Genomic DNA, 18,128 nt, shown 5'->3' with positions numbered 1-18,128 from the left:
GTGATATGTAAAATTATATTTTAAGAACAAGATTGATCAGCGAACGAAAAATAATTAGATGCGATTTAATTCGGTTTGATGGGGTGAAATAGATGATTGTAACAAGAATTTATTTTTTTGATTTAGGAGATCTAATGGAGGACGGCGAGGCGTTAATTCGTTAGAAAATTTAGAAATAGAAAGAGCCCTTTTTTAGGGCTCTCCGTGTTTTATTCTGTAAATCGGAACTGCAAAGTAGAACATTTCACAATTCTTATCACCATCAACTGAGTGGTTTATTGTTTGATGTTTTTAAGCTTTGTAATCGAGAATATTTTGATTGCATTGCCTTCTTTTGTTAATAGACGTTCGTCTTTAAAGTCTGCCAGCATTCTAGATATTGTTTCGTTTGCTGTTCCTGCTAATGCAGCCAGGTCATCACGTGATATTTTGATAGTAACCTCGTCCATATCTGCTTCCGATTTTTCTGCGACATTGACTAAGGCATTTGCTACGCGCTTCCTTACGGAGTCGTACGCAAATCCAAGCATCTGTTCTTCCTTATCGCGAATATTTTGAGATAACAATTTGATTAACTTCGTTGCGATTGCAGGCTTCTTGTACATCAATTCGAAGAAGGCATCCTTATGAATCAGAGCGATTTCTGCATCTTCCAAAGTCGCTGTATTATCTCCGTATTTGATATTCAACAGGACAGATTCCAAACCGAAGAATTGGTCTTCGATATAAATATTGGTCGAGAGCTCTCGGCCATCTTTGTAATTTAAGAAACTGCGTACTTTTCCTTTTTTAATGTAATAGACGTATACCGGAGTATCACCTGCTTCGTAAATCGTTTGTTTTTTCTTGATCGACTTTACGCGTCCGTTACTTGCTAAATCCTGCAACAGATAAGCTTGTTCTGATTCATCCAGACGGAGGCTATCCATACTCGGGCTTGCTTTCGCTTGTAACTGCTGGCGTTTTTTGAATCGACTTTCAATGGCATTTAATAGTTCCAGATCGTCGAACGGCTTGGTCAGGTAATCGTCTGCTCCCATCTCCATGGCTTTTCGGACGTCAGCTTTTTCAGTTTTCGCCGTTAGGAAAATGAATGGAATATGCTGCGTTTCCTCGTGCTTTCCTAACATGTACAACACGCCATAACCATCCAATTCAGGCATCATAATATCGCATAGAATTAAGTCAGGATGATGTTTCATTGCCATCTCTACTCCTGTCTTTCCTTCTTCCGCGACAATGACGGTATATTCACCTGTTAATTCTAAAATCTCTGCTGTGCTCTCTCGGATATCACTATTATCTTCGATGATTAAGATTTTTCTTTTTTCCATTATAGTTGGGTAAAACTCATTTTAAAAATAGCACCTTGGTTTACTTCGGACCAATAATCCATCTCTCCTCCCATCAATCCTACGTAACGCTTCACAATATTTAGCCCCAAGCCGGTACCTGGTATATTTCCTGTATTATTTGCTCTAAAGAACGGTTCGGTTAGATTTGCTTGCTCCTCCGCCGGGATTCCAATGCCATTATCTTTAACGGTCACCAAAAGATTGTCCTTATCGATTTCTGTGCTGAATTCGATGAAGGTATCCTCGCCAGAGTATTTGATGGCATTGGAGACCAGATTGATAATACTATTTTTCAATAGATTGGGATCGACATAAAAGTTGGAAGCTTCGCCGGTGTGTTGATACACAATGTGCTGGTTCTTTTTACAGATCAGCTGCATCTCCTCGGCTATCTCTTCGCCCAACTGAACGATATTAGTTTCCGCCTTATTCACAACTACGACACCTGCTTCTAGTTTTTCCAAGGAAAGGAAATCATTCAGGATGGTATTCAATAATTGAACAGATCCTTTTATGCGCGCCGTATGCTTTTCAATTGGACCATATTCGGACTTCTCGACATAGCGGTCGATTAGGGAAGCGGATAGCTGCACGGAGCTCAATGGTGTTCTGAATTCGTGCGACGCCATCGAGACGAAGCGTGATTTCAGTTGGTTGAGTTCCTTCTCTTTTTCCAAAGAGACGCTGACGTCGGCTTTGGCTTTTTCGAGTTCCGAAACAAGTTTTATCAGGTCTTTCGTTCTTTCTCTAACTTTTGTTTCAAGTTCTAGAGCATGCTTCTTTAGTTCGTCTTCTGCTTGCTTCTCTTTCGTTAGATCATGAACAAAGCCGGTGAAGATTTTTCCGTCTTTATAGAACACTTCACTTACCGACAGTCGGAAAGGGAAAGTGGAGCCGTCTTTTTTGAGACCGCGCACTTCACGTCCGATTCCGATGATTTTTTTATGACCGGTTTCCTCATAGGTCGAGATATACCGATCATGATTCGAGCGATCAGGCTCGGGCATTAGCATGGAAATATTATTTCCAATCACTTCTTCGGCACGGTAGCCGAATAGCACTAATGCGGAAGGGTTTATACTCTCCACGATGCCATGCGGATCGATAGTAATGATACCATCGATCGCATTTTCAATGATTGCTTCGAGTAGTTTTGATGAATCCAAGGGTACTGTACTATTTTACTAATTTTTTATATTTCACTCTCTTTGGAGCGACATCGCCTAAGCGTTTTTTACGATTTTCTTCATATTCCGTGTAGTTACCTTCGAAGAAGTAAACTTGCGAGTCACCTTCGAACGCTAGGATATGTGTACAAATTCTATTTAAGAACCAACGGTCGTGGGAAATAACAACAGCACATCCGCCGAAGTTATCTAATCCCTCTTCCAATGCACGTAAGGTATTCACGTCGATATCGTTGGTAGGCTCATCCAGTAATAATACGTTTGAACCTTTCTTCAATGTTATTGCCAAATGTACACGATTTCTCTCACCTCCCGATAATACGGATATTTTCTTTTGCTGATCACCACCGTTGAAGTTGAATTTCGACACATAGGCTCTCGAGTTGACCTGCTTATTTCCTAACAGGATATTTTCATTACCCCCTGTAATATTCTCCCAAACAGTTTTGTTCGGATCAAGGTCATCGTGCATTTGGTCAACATAGCCTAATACTACGGTTTCACCAACTTTAAACGTTCCTGAATCAGGCTGCTCTTGGCCGGTAATTAGTCGGAAAAGAGTCGTTTTACCAACACCGTTAGGTCCGATAATTCCGACGATTCCTGCCGGCGGTAAAGAGAAACTTAGGTTCTCGAATAAAATGCGATCTCCATAGGATTTTGAAACATTGTCGGCCTCAATTACCACATTACCCAATCTTGGGCCCGGTGGAATGAATAGCTCTAATTTCTCTTCGCGTTCTCTCGTTTCCTCTGACGCTAACTTTTCATAATTATGCAAACGCGCTTTTGACTTGGCGTGGCGTGCTTTAGGAGCCATTTTAACCCACTCTAACTCACGCTCTAAAGTTTTCTGACGTTTCGTTTCTTGTTTTTCTTCCTGAGCTAAACGTTTCGCCTTTTGATCCAACCACGACGAATAATTACCTTTCCAAGGAATACCTTCTCCGCGATCAAGCTCTAAAATCCATCCCGCTACATTGTCAAGGAAATAACGGTCGTGGGTAACTGCGATTACTGTCCCCTTGTATTGTTGCAAGTGTTGCTCTAACCAATCAATAGACTCGGCGTCCAAGTGGTTGGTCGGCTCATCTAACAATAATACATCTGGTTCTTGCAATAATAATCGACACAATGCCACCCTTCTTCGCTCTCCACCTGACAAATTGGCAATTAGCGCATCTGGCTCTGGACAGCGTAATGCATCCATTGCACGCTCTAGTTTTGCATCTAACTCCCAAGCGTTGGTTGCATCAATAATATCCTGCAATTCACCTTGTCTCGCTAATAATTTATCCATTGCATCAGCATCCTCGTAAACCTCAGGCAACCCGAATTTCTCGTTGATTTCTTCATATTCCTGAAGGATTGCGGTTGTTTCTGCTACGCCTTCTTCTACGACCTGCTTTACGGTTTTAGTTAGGTCCAGTTCGGGTTCTTGCGCTAGATATCCTACGGAATATCCCGGTGAGAACACGACTTCACCTTGGTATGATTTATCAATTCCTGCAATAATTTTTAATAAGGATGATTTTCCGGAACCGTTTAAACCTATAACACCGATTTTAGCTCCATAGAAAAAAGACAGATAGATATTTTTCAGAACTTGTTTGGATGGTGGGTGTATTTTATTGACACCAGCCATCGAAAAAATGATTTTTTCGTCAGACATAAGAGAAATGTAACTTTTTACACAAAGATAATGGAAATACTGACAAATTGGTAGTTTTACGGGTATGGTCTAATTGTTGATAAATAATATCTATAACAAAAGGCGGTACCATGTATTTTTATTACATTTATAATGTTTGGTACATCCACTAATTGAGAAAGGTAATTTAAATGGAAGCAAAATTTTCACCCCGCGTAAAAGATGTCATTTCCTACAGTCGTGAGGAAGCATTACGCTTGCGTCACGATTATATCGGGACTGAGCACCTTTTACTCGGATTAATACGTGAGGGCGATGGGGTTGCGATCAAGATATTGAAGAATATCGGAATAGACATGGCGGCAGTTCGTCAGTCTGTGGAGGATGCTGTGAAAGGTTCTTCCGTTTCGCGTTCTCCAGTGAACAACAACATGCCCCTAACAAAACAAGCCGAAAAGGTTTTAAAGATAACTTATTTAGAAGCTAAGATTTTTAAGAGTGATATTATTGGCACCGAGCATCTGTTGCTAGCGATTTTGCGCGACGAAGAAAACATCGCCTCGCAGATTTTGCAGCAGTACAAAGTATCGTATAATACTTTCAAATCTGAGGTTGAGCAAAATGCTTCTGGCATTACGGATGAAGCATCGAGTACCCCTCCTAGTGGCGATGATGATTATGCGGAAGATGATTCGCAATTCTCTGCTCCGAAGAAGGTTTCTGATATCAAATCTAAAACTCCGGTATTGGATAACTTCGGTCGCGACTTAACAAAAGCTGCGGAAGAAGGTAAGTTAGATCCTATTGTAGGACGTGAGAAAGAGATTGAGCGCGTGTCGCAAATCTTATCACGTAGAAAGAAGAACAACCCTATTCTAATTGGAGAACCGGGAGTTGGTAAATCTGCTATTGCAGAAGGACTAGCATTACGCATCATACAACGTAAGGTTTCACGTGTATTGTTCAATAAGCGTGTTGTTACTTTAGACTTAGCGTCATTAGTAGCAGGCACGAAATACCGTGGGCAATTCGAGGAGCGTATGAAGGCGGTAATGAACGAATTGGAGAAATCTCCGGATGTTATCTTATTCATTGATGAGATCCACACCATTGTTGGTGCAGGTGGTGCTTCAGGTTCGTTAGATGCGTCTAATATGTTCAAACCAGCTTTAGCACGTGGAGAAATCCAATGTATCGGTGCAACGACATTAGACGAATACCGTCAGTATATTGAGAAAGACGGTGCTTTAGATCGTCGATTCCAAAAAGTAACGGTAGAACCGACTACCTATGATGATACGATTGAGATCTTGAACCGCATCAAGGACAAGTATGAGGAGCACCACAATGTAACTTATACTCCGGAAGCGATTGAGGCTTGTGTGTCATTGACAACGCGTTATATCACCGATAGATTTCTACCGGATAAAGCGATTGATGCTTTAGATGAATCGGGTTCTCGAGTTCACTTGAACAATATCCATGTGCCACAAAGCATCATTGATATTGAAGAGAAAATCGAAGAAGTAAAGGTTGAGAAAAATAAAGTTGTCCGCAGTCAGAAATACGAAGAGGCAGCGAAATTACGTGATACCGAGAAGAAGCTGATCGAAGAGCTTGAAAAAGAAAAGGCTGTTTGGGAAGCTGAAACGAAGACTACACGTTATACTGTTACGGAAGATAATGTTGCGGAAGTTGTGTCGATGATGACAGGTATCCCTGTTCAACGTGTTAGCCAATCGGATAGCCAAAAGCTATTGAATATGGGCGAATCGATGAAAGGCCGTATCATTGGTCAGGACGATGCTGTTCAGAAGCTTGTAAAAGCTATTCAGCGGACGCGTGCCGGCTTGAAAGATCCTAAGAAACCGATAGGTTCATTTATCTTCTTAGGTCCGACTGGTGTTGGTAAAACGGAATTAGCGAAAGAGCTTGCTCGCTTTATGTTTGATTCTGAAGATGCATTGATTCAGATTGACATGAGTGAGTACATGGAGAAATTTGCGGTATCTAGATTAGTAGGTGCGCCTCCAGGATATGTGGGATACGAAGAAGGTGGTCAGTTGACAGAGAAAGTTCGCCGTAAGCCTTATGCAGTTGTCTTATTAGATGAGATTGAAAAAGCGCACCCTGATGTGTTCAACTTATTATTACAGGTATTAGATGAAGGACAGTTGACCGACAGTCTTGGCCGTAAGGTTGACTTCAGAAACACGATCATCATCATGACCTCGAATATTGGTGCACGCCAGTTGAAAGAGTTCGGACAAGGTGTTGGATTCACGACTGCTGCGAAAGCAGATCAGGCAGACTCACACTCTCGTGGAGTAATTGAAACTGCGTTGAAACGTGCTTTTGCTCCTGAGTTCTTGAACCGTGTTGATGATGTGATTGTCTTCAACTCGTTGAACAAAGAACATATCTTTAAGATTATTGATATTGAACTTAAATCTTTATTCACTAGAATTGAAGGTTTGGGACACAAAATCACTCTTACAGAGAAAGCGAAGAATTACATTGCTGAGAAAGGATATGACAGTAATTTTGGAGCTCGTCCGTTGAAGCGTGCGATTCAAAAATACTTAGAAGATCCGATTGCAGAGGAAATTCTGAAAGGCGAGTTAAAGTCTGGTGAAGCCATCTTAGTGGACTTCGATGAGGCTAAGAGCGAGATCAAGGTTGCTGCGGCAAGTAAAGATGAGAGCGATGATTCTAACCTCGCATCTGACGTAAAAGACAACAAAAAAAAGGATTAATTCTGTGAAAATTTAATATATGAAAAGGCGGTTGCTAAGCAACCGCTTTTTTTATGGCAATATTTTTGTTTAGTTCTGTTAAACTATTGAGTCTTTCAATTGTCTTAATCTACAAGAAACATATTTTTAACAACATAATCTTACCAAACATGAAAAAACTGTTATTAGCATTTGCAATTGGAACCGCTTCACTAGTAAGTTTCACTGGATGTACAAAAGAATATATCACTAACAACTATTTACCAGGGGTAAGTTATGTTATCGATGTGGCCTCAGCGGATTGGAATCGTGACGGTACGGAATACGCTACAAGCATTAATATGCCAGAATTGGATGATCGATATTTCCAAGATGGTCACGTGGATGTTTCTATCTCTTTAGATAGTGCACCAGAATATTACGAAAACATCCCTGCAGAGATTGGAAACTATTCTTACTCGGCACGTTATGGAAAAGGTGTTGTTCACATCTATGCCGTATATAAAGGCGCTATGGCAAACATTAAAGCTCCTGAAGGGATGCTAATTAAGATTGTTCTTAGCGATGCAGAAATTGGTGATTAATCAGCAATTCAGAAATAAAAAAAGGAGCTAAAAGCTCCTTTTTTTATTTCAACATCTCTTCGGCATGCTTGATAGCCGTTGCTTCAGGATTCGCTCCACTCAGCATTTGTGCTATTTCCAAGACACGTTCTTCTTTCTTCAATAGTACAATATTGGACTTCGTCTTTTCACCCAGATCTTCCTTATACACTTTAAAATGCGCAGTTCCTTGTGACGCAATTTGCGGAAGGTGCGTAATACTGATCACTTGCATATGTTCAGCAAGCTGCTCCATGATCTCCCCTACTCGTAAAGCAACTTCGCCGGAGATACCCGTATCAATCTCATCAAAGATAATAGTCGGTAGTGATGAAGACTTTGCAACGAGCGATTTGATAGCAAGCATAACACGCGAAAGCTCTCCTCCAGATGCTACTTTATGAATAGGCTGTAAAGTTTGTCCCTTATTAGCCGAGAATAAAAAGGCTACTTCATCCTGTCCAGTGGATTTAAAGTCTTCCTTTTTCTTTAATTCTATCTGTAACTGCGCATTCGGCATGCCGACTTTCGAAAGCACATCTTGCACTTCTTGTTCGATGGTTTGTTTTACCTGCGTTCTATTCGCGGTGATCTGATCAGCTAATGCTTTTAAGTTACTTCTTAATTTTTCTATAGTTACTTTCAAGACTTCAATCTGCTCCTCCTGCGAGTCTGACGCTTGAAGCTTCTGTTCCAGTTCTTCTTGAAGCTGCAACAGATCCTGAATCTTGTCGACGCGATGTTTCTTCTGCAATGAATAAAGAACAGAAAGTCGGTCATTGACAATGTTCAATCGCTCTTCATCCATCGTTACCCCGTCTGCTACCTGCTCCAATTCGGCTGCGATATCTTTCAATTCAATCAATGAACTTTGCAAACGCTCCTGTAATGCTTCTGCTGAAGGGAGATATTTTGTTCCATTCTGCACAAAGGAAAGCACTGACTTTAAGCCGTCTAAAACATTTACCTCTTCAGATTGCATCAAATTTGCTGCTCCATGGAAATGCCGTTTTATTTCTTCCGCATTTTCCAATTGATTTTGCTCCGTTTCTAAAGTTTCTTGTTCGTCAGCTTGAAGATTTGCTTGCTCCAACTCGTTGAATACAAATTGATTAAAATCATACTCCGCTCTCGATTTTGCTAATTCTTCCTCAAGTGCCTGCAAGCTTGCTATGGACTTCTTATAAGACAGATAGGTCGTTTTGTACTCATTTAACAATGCTTGTTGCTGCGCAACAGTATCCAATACCAAAAGTTGGAAAGACTCGGTATTAATCTGCAAAGTCGCATGTTGTGAGTGAATATCAATCAGGCGTTCGCCCAATGTTTTTAAGGTTTGTAAAGTTACAGGCGTATCATTGACAAAAGCTCTGGACTTTCCATCGGCATGCAGTTCACGACGGATAATCGTTGTATCCTCATAGTCTAGATCCAATTGATTGAACAGATCGCTTAAGTCGTACTGGGCAATTTCAAAATGACCTTCGATAATACATTTGGAAGACTCATCAAAGAAATGCTTGCTCTCGGCGCGATTTCCAAGTATCAACCCCAAAGCCCCCATAATGATGGATTTACCAGCCCCGGTCTCGCCCGTAATAATGTTCAGCTTCCTGTCGAATTCTATATCTAATGCATCAATTAATGCATAGTTTTTAATCTGTAATTTACTTAGCATGCCCGATCAATGTTCAGATATCAAATATAGTTATTTCTAAATCCTCCTCGAAATATTGGTTTTTGTATTCTGAAATCTGCCAATTATATAATATGTTTGTAGACATGCCGGATTTCAGCAAACAATTAAGCAAGTATATTCCCCTATCTGCCGCCCCTATCATCTCCCAATGGATAAATGATACAGGCTGTAGATTTAAGGTGACTAAATCCAGAGCATCAAAACTTGGGGATTACCGCTCTCCCCATCGCAACGAACCTCATCAGATTACGGTAAACCATGATTTAAATCCATACTCCTTTCTGATTACCACCGTTCATGAATTTGCTCATCTGAAAACATGGCAACAATTTAAGAACAAGGTAAAACCGCATGGTACGGAATGGAAACAAAACTTCAAGGCTTTGATGGATCCTTTTTTAAGGCTCGACATTTTTCCGGTCGATGTTACGCATGCCTTGGTAAAATACATGAATAACCCGGCCGCTTCCTCCTGCACAGACCTAAATCTATTCAGAATCCTACGGTTGCATGACACGAAGCAAACGGAAATCATCACCATTGAATCTATAGAATACGACGGTTATTTTTCCATTAAATCGGGCAGAGTATTTCAGAAACAAGAAAAACTAAGAAAGCGATATAAATGTATGGAAGTAGCTACCAAACGTATCTACTTGTTCCATCCGATAGCGGAGGTATTTCCTATCGAGACTCCCGTACAGGCATAAACTTTATTATCAATCGTTAAACCAAGAACAATATCATTCATTATGAAAACAAAACTATTCATTGGAACGGCTTTTTTGCTTGGACTGGCTTCCTGTAAATCTGGAGATACCGGATCATCCTACGATCCGACGGTCTTAGACTCAGGTGCTATCAACGCGATCACTGAAGCCGGATATCGTGCCTATGTAGAGAAACTAGCTTCCGACGAGTTTATGGGGCGGATGCCTTTCACGAAGGGCGACACCCTCACTGTAAACTATCTGGAAGAGCAATTCAAAGCATTGGGTTTAGAACCTGGAAATGGGAATTCTTATTTTCAAGAAGTACCTATGGTGGAGATCAAATCAGAACCTATAGCGCCTAAACTAATTTTCACAGGAAAAAACTCCAATCTTTCCATTAACTATCTGGACGATTATGTTGTCGGCACACCACGCATGTCCAACAATATCGACATCAAAGACACAGAGCTTGTTTTTGCCGGCTTTGGCATTGTAGCTCCAGAATATAAATGGAATGATTATGAAGGGCTTGATGTCAAAGGAAAAACAGTAGTCGTGATGGTCTCTGACCCGGGACGCTATGATAAAACATTATTCAAAGCCGATACCATGACCTATTATGGTCGTTGGACTTACAAATTTGAGGAGGCGTCCAGACAAGGAGCAGCCGGTGTATTGATTATCCATGAAACGGCAGCTGCATCCTATGGGTGGAATGTTGTGCGTAGTGGCTGGACCGGCCCGCAACTATCTTTAGTACCAGAGAATAAAGGCGCTAATCTGGTAAACTTCCAAGGCTGGGTAACGACTGAAACTGCGAACAAGTTATTTCAATTGGGTGGTTTGGACCCCAATATTATCGAACAAGCGAAGAAGCCCGGATTTAAAGCTGTCCCTATGAACGTCAAAACTTCTGTGGCACTGAAAACAACCTTTCGGGAGTCTAAATCCAACAACGTCATCGCGACAATCAAAGGCAGCAAACGCCCAGACGAGACGATTATCTACTCTGCACATTGGGATCACCTCGGTATAGGAGAAGCAGTCGATGGCGACTCGATCTTCAATGGAGCGATCGATAACGCAACGGGAGTTGCTGCTCTCTTCGAGATTGCAAAGGCTTTCAAAGCTGCGAAGGTAAAACCGGAGCGCAGCATTGTTTTCTTGGCGGTTACTGCAGAAGAGCAAGGTCTGTTAGGTTCTCAATATTATGCGGAACATCCTATCTATCCTTTAGCAAAAACTGTTGCTAACCTGAATATGGACTCCTTCAATCCCGTGGGTGCCATGAAGGGCTTCCGGGTTGTAGGTACAGGGCAGACAGAATTAGAAGATTATGCCATTAAATCTGGTGCTAAGTTCAATCGCGAACTACAGCCTGAGGGAAGTCCGGCTTCGGGTGGCTTCTACCGATCAGACCACTTCAACTTTGTCAAAGTAGGTGTTCCTGGTTTGTATATGGGCAGTGGAGGCGATTATTTAGACCCAGATACTGTTGCGTTGAACAAGCGTCAGCAAGCATTAGCCGGGCGTTATCACGCAGTCACTGATGAATTGGATGAGCACTGGAACTTTGAAGGACCACTAGCCGATACCCGGTTGTTCTTCGACATCGGCTATATGCTCAGTATGGAGAAATCATTTCCAAACTTTAAGGCTAAATCTGAGTTTAAAGAATTAGGCGATAAACGTCTTTCAAAATAGTATATTTGCAAATCATTAATCATGACACTATGCTTACAGGAATGAAACATTTACACTCAACACTAGCTGTGGTGCTATTGATAGCACTGATCATTGCGATCGTAATTACACTTGTAAACTACGCTGGAAACAAACCTTACAACCGTAAAATCGCTTTAATCGGTCTTATCTCAGCCCACCTACAACTGGTTATCGGTGCAGTATTGTATTTTACTTCTCCGCTTGGCCTAGAGAGTTTCTCAGGAGAGAACATGAAAAACAGCCTTTCTAGACTTTACTTTCTAGAACACCCTTTGATGATGATTATCGCAATTGTATTGATTACAATGGGATATTCAAAAGCTAAGAAAATCGTTGATCAAAAGAAAGCTAACCAAACGGTTCTGATTTTCTATATCATCGGTTTGGTGTTTATCCTATCTAGAATTCCATGGTCTACATGGACTATTTTGAACTAGATATTAGATATTAGATATCAGATTTTAGATACTGAAAGCCGGCAAAAATGCCGGCTTTTTTAGATTTAAGACTTAAGATATTAGATATTAGACTCTTGTCTATCCCGTTAGTATATTTATTGATTTATTAGCGCATCCAATTAAGGTGAAACTCACTTACAATCCATCTATTGTTTATTTTACTGAGTTGAAATAACCACCCCATTCCACAATCAATGCAATGCTGATCTAAGCGGACTACCGCTCTGTCTTTATTTTTGTTTAAGATGGGTAAACTAAATTCGTATCGTCCTTGATATTGCTTTGGATTCCTGTCCCCAGATAATTTTGGCATAATGGGGTACTTTTGCTTCAACCATGGCGGCATGCGGGTCGTGGAGGCTAAAGCGCTTTGCACAACAATACCGATCGAATCCTGTTCTTCGGCGCCCATCAATCTGATTATTTTTCTAAGTGGCAGGATATTTCCGATTATTAAACCGTTGTTTTCATCTATAGCTTCCGCTAAATGATAAGCCTCGAGCGAGTCGACAATGTATGCATGTGAAACTCCCTCTCTGATGAACTCAAATTCAATGGAATCTGGTTCAATGATGGCATCGATAATTTTAGCGTGCTCAAACTCCAAATCAAATTGCGTTAATTCGCCCATCCAAACAGCGGTTGCTTTGTGCCTAATTCCCGTTTCTTCTTTGCAGCTTATAAACGAAAGAAGAACACTCGCGATTAATAGTAGATTCTTCATAATTCAAAGTGTTATATACTTCTATGATGCAGAAGACCTATTATTCCATAGCGAATGGATGAAAAATAAATTAAGGAAGCGGCATATCCATCGGCTTTACATTTTGAATGAACATAAAAAAAGCGTCTAGATTAATCATCTAGACGCTTTTAATATTTTAAAGTTCTGAAGAACTATTTTTTACTGAATCCTAAGATACCAAATACTACTTTAAAAGCTAAGAAAGAAGCAACAAGTACTAAAATGTTAGCAATCCAAGAGAATACTGATGCTAATTGATCTAAAGAAGTGATCACATCAGGTACAAAACGAATAAATACGCCAATTAAACCAATAACGATGGCAATAGTTAAAGAAACATAATATTCTGTACGGTTTGCATTATTATCCGTATGTTTTGCTGGTCTTTCTACAGTTGTATTTTCCATAATTGTTAAATCCTTATTAAAGCTGCACAAATGTACAAAGTTCTATGTGCTAAATAAAATAATAATTACAATAAATTAACGTGACAGTGCTTGTTCTAGATCAGCGATCAAATCTTCGGCGTCCTCTACCCCAACAGATAAGCGTAATAAGTTGTCAACAACGCCTACTTTCTCGCGCGCTTCTTTCGGAATTGAGCCATGAGTCATCGTTGCTGGATGATTAATCAATGACTCCACTCCACCTAGCGACTCCGCCAAGGTGAACACCTTAAATTGAGAGGCAATACGGAAGGTTTCATTCAAGTCAGCACCTTTCAACACGATAGATACCATCCCTCCAAAATCACGCATCTGCTTTTTCGCAATCTCATGTCCCGGGTGATCGGTGAATCCCGGCCAGTAAATCTTTTCTACTTTCGGATGATCCTTCAGATACTCGGCTACTTTACGCCCATTTTCACAATGCGCTTTCATACGCAAATGAAGCGTTTTAATTCCTCGCAACACTAGGAACGCATCTTGTGGCCCTGGCGTTCCGCCACATGCATTATAATAAAACCATAAACGTTTATATAAATCTTCGTCGTTCATCAACAATGCCCCCATCACGACGTCAGAGTGCCCGCCTAAATATTTCGTTACGGAATGCATAACGATATCTGCACCTAAGTCTAATGGATTTTGCAAGTATGGAGAGGCGAACGTATTATCGACAACGTAAAGCACCTTATTTTCTTTTGCTACCTCTGCAATCGCTGCGATATCCGCTAGCTTTAGCGTTGGATTAGTCGGCGTTTCTACCCAGATCAATTTCGTTTTATCGGTAATTGCTCCGCGCACGGCCTCCACATCCGAAGTATCCACAAACGTAAATTTAATCCCCATCGGTTCATAAACCTTGGTAAAGATTCGGTATGAACCACCATAAAGATCATCACCCGTTACTACCTCATCACCAGGTTTCAACAATCGAAGAACACAGTCTGTCGCTGCCATTCCACTGGAAAAAGCTAAACCGAAATTTCCATTCTCCAAAGCTGCCATGCAGTCCTCTAAAGCTTTACGCGTAGGGTTAGTTCCACGTGAGTATTCAAAGCCTTTATGATCGCCGGGAGCTTTTTGTTGATAGGTTGATGTTTGGTATATAGGGGTCATTACGGCACCCGTCGTCGGATCAGCTTGTTGTCCGGCATGGATTGCCTTTGTTGCGAATTTGTAAGCCATAATAAATTTGTTTTGTACTCGCTAAGTTATCAAAAATCTAGCGGAGAGGGGTATTTAAAAGTGTAATTGAGCATTAGCGGAAGCTTTTCTCCTAGGACAACCTTCTGAAAACTATCCTTGGGTTCAAACCCTGCGGGATACGATAAGATATATTTCTCAGCAGATTTCATGATCACGTCCTTTTTCAAAGGGTGTTCCGGACAGACCAGATTATAGATGCCGTTTTGGATTTTTTGCTCTATTGCCCCATCGATTAGACCTAAAACATCGTCCAAATGAATGAAGTTGGCAGGTTGGTCACCTGTTGTAACGATTTTATCCTGAAAGTACTTAGCAAAAATCCGCTGCTTTCCGAATAGACCTCCAAGTCTAAACACAGTTGTTTCCGGCAGGCTTTGGATGCGTTTTTCGGCGAACCTTAGTTTCGGAGTCAACTTGTCTTCTTCATTATACCTTTCATCAAAAGTTCCGTCGATATCCGGATAGACGCCTACCGAGCTTAAGAAATAGTGTTTGTCGTAGGCTATTGCGCTAAGAGCTCGAAAGACCTGGTAGAAACGAAATCCCAAATCTTCCAGACTATTCTTCGCTGTTGCGGGGACTGAAGTGACCACCGCATCGAATCGTACTTCCAACGGAAGATCCAGTTCCTTCTCTTGGTCGAAGTTGTGGACATAAGCAAAAATACCATCGCTTTTGAGGCGATGGCATTTTTCTTCCTGGGTCGTTGTTGCCCAAACTTGCCACCCCTTGCTTTGGTATAGCTTGGCAAGCTCCTCGCCTACCCAGCCACAACCTAATATCAATAGGTGCTTCATATTTTAGTATGCTTTTGCAAACAACACGCGTTGTTTTGAAGGCTTGCCTGTAAAAATACAAACCCCTTCTTCTTCCTTCGCATCCAAAGGAATACAACGGATTGTTGCTTTCGTTTCTTCTTTTACGCGTTTTTCGGTCTCCACTGTGCCGTCCCAGTGACAGCTCAAGAATCCACCTTTTTCTTCTAATAAAGTCTTGAATTCATCATAGGAATTAACTTCGGTGATGTGTGAATCTCTGAAGTTTAACGCTTTCTGATAAATATTGTCTTGAATCTCGTCTAATAGACTATGAATTCTATTTGCAAGCCCCGCTTGTTCTACTGTTTCTTTTGTCTGCGTATCGCGTCTCGCCAATTCCACCGTACCGTTTTGCATATCACGTGCGCCAATCGCAACACGCAATGGAACACCTTTCAGTTCCCATTCTGCAAATTTAAAGCCCGGACGTTGTGTATCGCGGTCGTCATATTTGATCGATATACCTAAGTTCTTCAACTCTGTGCTCAAGCCATCGACGTAAGCATCCAAATTAGCTTTTTCCTCGTCTGTTTTATAGATAGGAACGATTACCACTTGTATTGGCGCCAATCTTGGAGGCAATACTAAACCTTGGTCATCGGAATGCGCCATAATCAATGCTCCCATCAAACGAGTAGATACACCCCATGATGTTGCCCATACGTGCTCCAACTTTCCTTCTTTCGATGTAAACTTCACATCAAATGCTTTCGCGAAGTTCTGACCTAAGAAGTGCGATGTACCAGCTTGCAATGCTTTACCATCTTGCATCAAAGCCTCGATACAATAAGTATCCAACGCTCCTGCGAAGCGCTCGTTTTCGGTCTTACGACCTCGTACTACCGGTACAGCGAGGATTTTCTCCGCAAATTCTGCATATACTTCTAGCATTTGTTCCGCTTCTGCGATTGCTTCTTCAGAGGTTGCGTGCGCCGTGTGGCCTTCTTGCCAAAGAAACTCCGCAGTTCTCAAGAAAAGACGCGTACGCATTTCCCAGCGAACAACGTTAGCCCATTGGTTAACTAATATAGGAAGGTCACGGTATGATTCGATCCATCCACGATAGGTATTCCAGATGATGGTTTCAGATGTAGGACGAACGATTAGCTCTTCCTCCAACTTCGCCTCTTCATCCACAACGATATTGCCATTGCCATCGTTCTTTAAACGGTAGTGCGTTACTACAGCACATTCAGTGGCAAAACCTTCCACGTGAGAAGCCTCTTTCGAGAAGAATGATTTAGGAATAAAAAGGGGGAAATAAGCATTCGAGTGACCGGTTTCTTTAAATCTTTTGTCAAGAATGGCTTGCATTCTTTCCCAAATTCCATAACCGTATGGTTTTATAACCATACATCCCCTTACAGCAGAGTATTCTGCTAGATCTGCCTTAATGACTAGATCATTGTACCACTGCGAATAGTCTTCGCTACGGCTCGTAATTCCTTTACTCATTCTATAATACTATTTTATCTAAACAAAAGGGCGTTTGCAAGCCCTAGAGAAGGGTTGATATACCTTTACGAAAAATTATTTGTAAATTTGATTGGCAGATTAAACCCCAGGCGTTATGCCGGGTCTAAGATAATAATTAAAGACGTAAAATCGAATTTTAACTGTTTTAGCATCATGAAAAACAAGAAGATATTTTTAGGAGGAGCAGCACTAGGATTACTAGCGTTGATAAGCTCTTGTTCTACAAGTAGCCGCACCGTATACCGGGACGATGTCTACAATAATCGTGATGCGGGACAAGTATACCAAAGCCCAGACTATTATTATACTGATGGGACAGCAGAAGGTACTACAACAGATGCAGAATACTATGCAGATGACTATACTGATGAAGCTTATGCAGAAGGTGGCTACGAGCCATTGAATGATTTGGAATATGCAAACCGCATTAACAGATTCTACTATAACTCGCCAGGAATGATGTACTACGACCCATGGTTTGATCCATGGTACGGGTACAGCGGATTCGGCTTCGGCTGGAACTCCGGATGGGGATGGAATATAGGCTTCGGCTGGGGAAGTCCTTACTGGAGCATGGGCTGGGGTAGTCCATACTACGGCTACGGATATGGCGGATGGCCATACTACGGTGGTTACTGGGGTTATAACAGCTACTACAGCCACTGGGGCAACCCATACTATGGCTATGGCTACGGAGGTGGATATTACAACCACTATTACGATAGCAACCGTCGCGTAGCATCGAACCGTAATGATGTTGCAGCACGTCAGCGCGCCAACTCAGGACGTTCATATGTGACTAGAGATGCAAGCGGTCGTTATGTAACCGGCCGTGCAGCAAGTACGCGCAACACCGTAAATAGAGCGGGCAGCGACCGTAACTCAGGACGCGTGGATCGTGGATCTACTGTCGATAGAACATCATCGGGCAGAACGAATACATCAAGATCGCAAGGAACGATCGACAGAACTTCATCAGATCGTAACAGAGGTACTATCTATAGAAACCCGAGTACAAGATCGCAAGGAACTGTAGAGAGAAACCCGGCGACACGTTCTCAAGGTACGATCAATAGAACACCTAGCAGCAGAACTCCGAGCAGCAGAAACCAAGGTTCTGTTCGCCAGACACCATCTCGTTCAAGCGGAAGCTTCGACAGAGGATCATCATCTAGCCGTCCATCATCTAACAGCGGTGGATTCAGCAGAGGATCATCAGGTGGTAGCAGCATGGGAACTAGCGGTGGTGGCGGAAGTCGCTCAAGCGGTGGATCATCAAGAGCATCCGGTGGATCAAGACGTTAATTAATAT

Annotated in this window: 15 protein-coding genes; 6 read left to right on the top strand and 9 right to left on the bottom strand. The window is 41.7% G+C overall.

Annotated elements, in window-relative coordinates:
• Positions 1–275 precede the first annotated feature (275 nt).
• The 3 genes from DSM08_RS05585 to ettA are packed head-to-tail and all read right to left on the bottom strand — an operon-like array spanning position 276 to position 4,214.
• Complete coding sequence (locus tag DSM08_RS05585; protein WP_149525237.1) at positions 276–1,334, bottom strand: response regulator; 1,059 nt, start codon at positions 1,332–1,334, stop codon at positions 276–278.
• Positions 1,334–2,521 (bottom strand): PAS domain-containing sensor histidine kinase, encoded by a 1,188-nt coding sequence (locus tag DSM08_RS05580; RefSeq protein ID WP_149525236.1) that lies wholly within the window; start codon positions 2,519–2,521, stop codon positions 1,334–1,336. The genes DSM08_RS05585 and DSM08_RS05580 overlap by 1 nt, the downstream gene beginning before the upstream one ends.
• 10 nt (positions 2,522–2,531) lie before the next feature.
• Positions 2,532–4,214, bottom strand: coding sequence for an energy-dependent translational throttle protein EttA (gene ettA / locus DSM08_RS05575; RefSeq protein WP_149525235.1), 1,683 nt, complete (start codon positions 4,212–4,214; stop codon positions 2,532–2,534).
• 170 nt (positions 4,215–4,384) lie between these two features.
• Between ettA and DSM08_RS05570 the strand changes: the two genes are divergently transcribed.
• Positions 4,385–6,949, top strand: coding sequence for an ATP-dependent Clp protease ATP-binding subunit (locus DSM08_RS05570; protein WP_149525234.1), 2,565 nt, complete (start codon positions 4,385–4,387; stop codon positions 6,947–6,949).
• A gap of 149 nt (positions 6,950–7,098) precedes the next feature.
• Positions 7,099–7,512 carry a hypothetical protein gene (locus DSM08_RS05565; RefSeq protein WP_149525233.1) on the top strand — a complete coding sequence of 138 codons (414 nt, stop codon included), beginning with the start codon at positions 7,099–7,101 and terminating at the stop codon, positions 7,510–7,512.
• 43 nt (positions 7,513–7,555) lie between these two features.
• Here DSM08_RS05565 and recN read toward each other — a convergent pair whose 3' ends face one another.
• A complete protein-coding gene (recN, locus tag DSM08_RS05560; protein WP_149525232.1) occupies positions 7,556–9,208 on the bottom strand; it encodes a DNA repair protein RecN in 1,653 nt (550 codons plus the stop codon).
• Positions 9,209–9,300: 92 nt separating this feature from the next.
• On the opposite strand from recN, the gene DSM08_RS05555 reads away from it, so the two are divergent.
• Genes DSM08_RS05555 through DSM08_RS05545 form a run of 3 tightly spaced genes read left to right on the top strand, consistent with a single transcriptional unit; the run spans position 9,301 to position 12,104 of the window.
• A complete protein-coding gene (locus tag DSM08_RS05555) occupies positions 9,301–9,939 on the top strand; it encodes a SprT-like domain-containing protein (protein WP_246172479.1) in 639 nt (212 codons plus the stop codon).
• Positions 9,940–9,981: 42 nt separating this feature from the next.
• On the top strand, positions 9,982–11,646 hold the full coding sequence (locus DSM08_RS05550) for a M28 family metallopeptidase (protein WP_149525231.1): 1,665 nt from the start codon (positions 9,982–9,984) through the stop codon (positions 11,644–11,646).
• A 41-nt stretch (positions 11,647–11,687) separates the two neighbouring features.
• Positions 11,688–12,104 carry a hypothetical protein gene (locus tag DSM08_RS05545; protein ID WP_149525230.1) on the top strand — a complete coding sequence of 139 codons (417 nt, stop codon included), beginning with the start codon at positions 11,688–11,690 and terminating at the stop codon, positions 12,102–12,104.
• 127 nt (positions 12,105–12,231) lie between these two features.
• On the opposite strand, the gene DSM08_RS05540 is transcribed toward DSM08_RS05545, so the two are convergent.
• The 5 genes from DSM08_RS05540 to proS form a co-directional block, all read right to left on the bottom strand.
• Positions 12,232–12,849, bottom strand: a complete 618-nt coding sequence (locus DSM08_RS05540; RefSeq protein ID WP_149525229.1) for a hypothetical protein — start codon at positions 12,847–12,849, stop codon at positions 12,232–12,234.
• A 173-nt stretch (positions 12,850–13,022) separates the two neighbouring features.
• Positions 13,023–13,277, bottom strand: coding sequence for a hypothetical protein (locus DSM08_RS05535; RefSeq protein WP_149525228.1), 255 nt, complete (start codon positions 13,275–13,277; stop codon positions 13,023–13,025).
• A gap of 75 nt (positions 13,278–13,352) precedes the next feature.
• Entirely contained in the window at positions 13,353–14,501 is a 1,149-nt protein-coding gene (locus DSM08_RS05530; protein ID WP_149525227.1) for a cystathionine gamma-synthase, read from the bottom strand.
• Positions 14,502–14,530: 29 nt separating this feature from the next.
• Positions 14,531–15,319 carry a Rossmann-fold NAD(P)-binding domain-containing protein gene (locus DSM08_RS05525; protein WP_149525226.1) on the bottom strand — a complete coding sequence of 263 codons (789 nt, stop codon included), beginning with the start codon at positions 15,317–15,319 and terminating at the stop codon, positions 14,531–14,533.
• Positions 15,320–15,322: 3 nt separating this feature from the next.
• Positions 15,323–16,795: a proline--tRNA ligase gene (proS, locus tag DSM08_RS05520; RefSeq protein ID WP_149525225.1), complete on the bottom strand. Its 1,473-nt coding sequence runs from the start codon at positions 16,793–16,795 to the stop codon at positions 15,323–15,325.
• A 174-nt stretch (positions 16,796–16,969) separates the two neighbouring features.
• Here proS and DSM08_RS05515 point away from each other — a divergent pair, with 174 nt between their 5' ends.
• Positions 16,970–18,121: a hypothetical protein gene (locus DSM08_RS05515; protein WP_149525224.1), complete on the top strand. Its 1,152-nt coding sequence runs from the start codon at positions 16,970–16,972 to the stop codon at positions 18,119–18,121.
• Positions 18,122–18,128: the final 7 nt, after the last annotated feature.

The organism is Sphingobacterium hotanense (assembly GCF_008274825.1).
GTDB classification, from domain to species: Bacteria; Bacteroidota; Bacteroidia; order Sphingobacteriales; family Sphingobacteriaceae; genus Sphingobacterium; species Sphingobacterium hotanense.
Note: the sequence above shows the minus strand (reverse complement) of the source record. Positions and strands in the feature narration are given on the sequence as shown.

Excerpts from the sequence above, each read along its gene's own strand:
- DSM08_RS05585 (WP_149525237.1), bottom strand. The coding sequence starts at position 1,334 with ATGGAAAAAAGAAAAATCTTAATCATCGAAGATAATAGTGATATCCGA.
- ettA (WP_149525235.1), bottom strand. The coding sequence starts at position 4,214 with ATGTCTGACGAAAAAATCATTTTTTCGATGGCTGGTGTCAATAAAATA.
- DSM08_RS05570 (WP_149525234.1), top strand. The coding sequence starts at position 4,385 with ATGGAAGCAAAATTTTCACCCCGCGTAAAAGATGTCATTTCCTACAGT.
- DSM08_RS05565 (WP_149525233.1), top strand. The coding sequence starts at position 7,099 with ATGAAAAAACTGTTATTAGCATTTGCAATTGGAACCGCTTCACTAGTA.
- recN (WP_149525232.1), bottom strand. The coding sequence starts at position 9,208 with ATGCTAAGTAAATTACAGATTAAAAACTATGCATTAATTGATGCATTA.
- DSM08_RS05555 (WP_246172479.1), top strand. The coding sequence starts at position 9,301 with ATGTTTGTAGACATGCCGGATTTCAGCAAACAATTAAGCAAGTATATT.
- DSM08_RS05550 (WP_149525231.1), top strand. The coding sequence starts at position 9,982 with ATGAAAACAAAACTATTCATTGGAACGGCTTTTTTGCTTGGACTGGCT.
- DSM08_RS05545 (WP_149525230.1), top strand. The coding sequence starts at position 11,688 with ATGAAACATTTACACTCAACACTAGCTGTGGTGCTATTGATAGCACTG.
- DSM08_RS05540 (WP_149525229.1), bottom strand. The coding sequence starts at position 12,849 with ATGAAGAATCTACTATTAATCGCGAGTGTTCTTCTTTCGTTTATAAGC.
- DSM08_RS05535 (WP_149525228.1), bottom strand. The coding sequence starts at position 13,277 with ATGGAAAATACAACTGTAGAAAGACCAGCAAAACATACGGATAATAAT.
- DSM08_RS05530 (WP_149525227.1), bottom strand. The coding sequence starts at position 14,501 with ATGGCTTACAAATTCGCAACAAAGGCAATCCATGCCGGACAACAAGCT.
- DSM08_RS05525 (WP_149525226.1), bottom strand. The coding sequence starts at position 15,319 with ATGAAGCACCTATTGATATTAGGTTGTGGCTGGGTAGGCGAGGAGCTT.
- proS (WP_149525225.1), bottom strand. The coding sequence starts at position 16,795 with ATGAGTAAAGGAATTACGAGCCGTAGCGAAGACTATTCGCAGTGGTAC.
- DSM08_RS05515 (WP_149525224.1), top strand. The coding sequence starts at position 16,970 with ATGAAAAACAAGAAGATATTTTTAGGAGGAGCAGCACTAGGATTACTA.